This window comes from Mesorhizobium sp., assembly GCF_041661565.1.
In the GTDB taxonomy this organism is placed as follows: Bacteria; Pseudomonadota; Alphaproteobacteria; order Rhizobiales; family Rhizobiaceae; genus Mesorhizobium.
The window spans coordinates 1-3,121 of sequence record NZ_JBAZUD010000255.1 but is presented as its reverse complement, the minus strand read 5'-3'; the positions used below and the strand labels follow the sequence as shown (position 1 = coordinate 3,121).

2 protein-coding genes are annotated in these 3,121 nt (G+C 61.2%); one reads left to right on the top strand and one right to left on the bottom strand.

Going from position 1 to position 3,121, the window contains the following annotated elements:
- Nucleotides 1-2,239 (bottom strand): TonB-dependent receptor (locus tag WC739_RS25135; RefSeq protein WP_372955691.1); only part of this gene is annotated, 2,239 nt, incomplete at its 3' end.
- A gap of 290 nt (nt 2,240-2,529) precedes the next feature.
- On the opposite strand from WC739_RS25135, the gene WC739_RS25130 reads away from it, so the two are divergent.
- A partial coding sequence (locus WC739_RS25130) for an alpha-amylase family glycosyl hydrolase (protein ID WP_372955690.1) occupies nt 2,530-3,121 on the top strand: 592 nt, incomplete at its 3' end.

Here is a 3,121-nt window from a genome sequence, read left to right as displayed (position 1 = left end):
CCTTGAAGATGTAGGTGTCCAGGTCCTTGTAGAAAGCGGCCGCGGCCACGTAGCCCTTGTTGCCGGCTTCGGTGTTGAAATACTTTTCGTAGCTGACGTCAAGGGCGGTTGCCTTCCACGGCCTGAGCTGCGGATTGCCACCCGACCCGCACCAGATGGTGGCCGACGAGCCGGCGCAACTGGTGGTGTTGACGTGCACGTCGAAGCTCGCGCGCAAGTCATCCAATCTTGGCCGAGCAACCTGCGTTGCTGCCGCGACGCGCAAGTACTGCTGCCATGGCATTTCCAGGCTCAGGTTCAGGCTGGGCAGGAAGTCAGTGTACTGGGCGCCGCTGGAAGTGAGCACGCCCGCGCTGTTTCCGGAGAATGTGCTGAAGCCTTCGGACGTTTGATCGACGCTCACCATTTGGAATCCGACATTGCCGCGTAAGGGCATGTCGCCCAGGCTGCTATCGACGTTGAACTGGACATAGAAAGTGCTGATTCGCTCGTCGATTGACCAGTTCTTGTTGGCGATATCCGGATGGAACTTTGATACCAGGTTGTAGAAGCCGGACTCGAGCAACTCATTGGCATCGTACTGCGCCAGGCCGTCCAGTCCGCCAAAGCCGAAGTCGCCTGCAGCACCTGGGAAGGGCGCCGAATCCTGGGTGCTGAGGCAGGCGACGATGCACAACTTGGCTTCGTCCGAGGTCTTGGACTTTTCGCGCTCGGTGCGATTGAAGCCGAATTCGATGCTGCTGAAGAAGCCCTTGTCGAAACTGCGCGTGAAGTCGATGCGCGCCGCATTCAGCTTGTCGTGCACCTCGAAGTCCTTCAGGTAGCCGTCCTGGCCCCAGCCGCCGGCGTCGATCAGGCGCAGGTTGCTTGGATTGTTCAGGTCGGTGCCGAAAGTGAACTCGTTGAAGCCGGCGTCGGGATCCAGAGCCACATGCAGCGTCGTGGTCCCGTCGCCGATCAGGCCGGCGTAGGTTTCCAGCACGCGGAAGTTGCGCTTGGTGTCGGAGTAGGACAGGTCGCCTTCGATCGTCCAGTTGTCGTTGACCGTGAATCTGTTATTCCAACCAATCGACTTGAGCTTGTCGTTGATCGGATTGCTGTCCATGCGCAATACCGGCTTGACGCCAACCCAATCGGATTCGATGGCAGTGTTGCCGGAGATTACTGTTGCCGTCGGAATCAGGCCCGGCGTCGGCGCCCAGACGGTACCGAATTCCACTCCCGTCTTGACTTCCGTCTTCTTGAACTTCGAGTAGAACACGTCGAGGCTCGTCTCATAGAAGTCGTTCGGCTTGAACTGCAACGTGGCCATGAGGCCGTCACGTTTGTTGTTGTTGTCGAACTTGTACAACTTGCCGCCGCCGAACACGGCGACGCCTGGATTACCGGGCACGGATGGCACATTTTCGGTGCCAGTCCAACGTTCGCTCGGATATCCCCACGCTTCGTTCTGAAAACCCGGTGACGGACTATCCAGATGCGCATAGCCGATCGACAGGCCGACCGTGCGGTCGAGGAATTGGTCGATGTAGGCGAAGCTGTAGCGGTTGCCGTAGCTGGTTTGATCGTTGACCTTGTTCTGGTCGCCGCGGAAGTTAACCGACATCACGCGATCGGCGAAGCTGAGCGGGCGCACCGTCTTCAGGTCGACCGTGCCGGACAGGCCCTGGCCAACCAACGAGGCGTCGGGCGTCTTGTAAACGACCACGGCGCTGAGCAGCTCGGACGGGTACTGGTCGAATTCGACGCCGCGGTTATCGCCGGTGCTGGTTTGTTCGCGGCCGTTCAAGGTCGTGCCGGCGAAATCGCCGGCGAAGCCGCGGATGTTGATCTGGGTGGCCCGGCCGCGCTCGCGCTGCGCGGTCAAACCAGGCAAACGGGCGATCGACTCGGCAATCGAGGAGTCGGGCAGCTTGCCGATGTCTTCGGCGGAGATCGATTCGACGATCGAGGTCGCGCTCTGCTTGGTTTCGATGGCGTCCTCGATGCCGCGGCGGATACCGACGACCTTCACCGTCGTCAATTCCTTGGCTTCCTCGCCCTGACGCTTGGCGGCGGCGGCCTTGGCCGCGTCCTCGTCGGTCTGGGTGGCATCGGCGGCGGGCGCGGTCTCCTGGGCGTAGGCGGCATTGGCCGTCAGCAGGAAAACGGCGGCGCAAGCCAGCGCCAACTGATTGCGCTTGAGCGTGGAACGGTTGCTGCCGGCGCTTTGACCGCGCCTGTTGCTGGTACTGCCCATGAATCTCTCCCCGTTACTCATGTGATGCGGTCCCGTCCCCACTCCGACGGCAAAAGCCGACGATCAGGAAAATTTAGAGCCATAGCTCAGGCCCGATCCTGTACTAAAACTAGATATGTTGTCAAACCGTTTTTTGGCCCCAGAAGTCGATCAACAGCCGGAAAAATAAGGCTGTGGACAACTCACCTCGCGCTGAGACACGGGTGATTGGCGGTCAGGGTGTAGCAAAACTACGCATATCGCGGGCCAGATTGGGTCCGCGGACCCTGAATCCGTGAGAACCTTGACGCATGCCTGACGCTCACCGACGACCGGCCAACCTGGGCTGCTTGCTTGCGGCCACACTCGCCTGGCCCACCGCCGCGGTCGCCCTGGCGAGCGAAACCGCGACCGACCGGGCTCCGGCCCCCGCTGCCGGCCGGGTCGCCTTGCACGTGCCCTCGCCGGATTGGCGCGACCAGATCATCTATTTCCTGATGACCGATCGCTTCGACGACGGCGATCCCCATAACAACGATCAACAAGCGGCCGAGTTCGACGCCGGCGACAGCGCGAAATACAACGGCGGCGATCTGCGCGGCGTCGAGCGGCGGCTCGACTACATTCGCGGCTTGGGTGCCACCGCCGTCTGGATCACGCCGCCGGTCGCCAACCTATGGTGGGACGCCACGGCGCGTCATGGTGGTTACCACGGCTACTGGGCGGAAGATTTTGCGGCGGTCGACACCCACCTCGGCACGCTGCGCGACTACCAAAGCCTGTCGAAAAAAATCCATGGCGCCGGCATGGTCCTGGTGCAGGACATCGTGCTCAACCACACCGGCAGCTACTTCGATTACCAAGGCGGCTGGGACAAGGACGATCCGCAGGCGCATTTCAAGT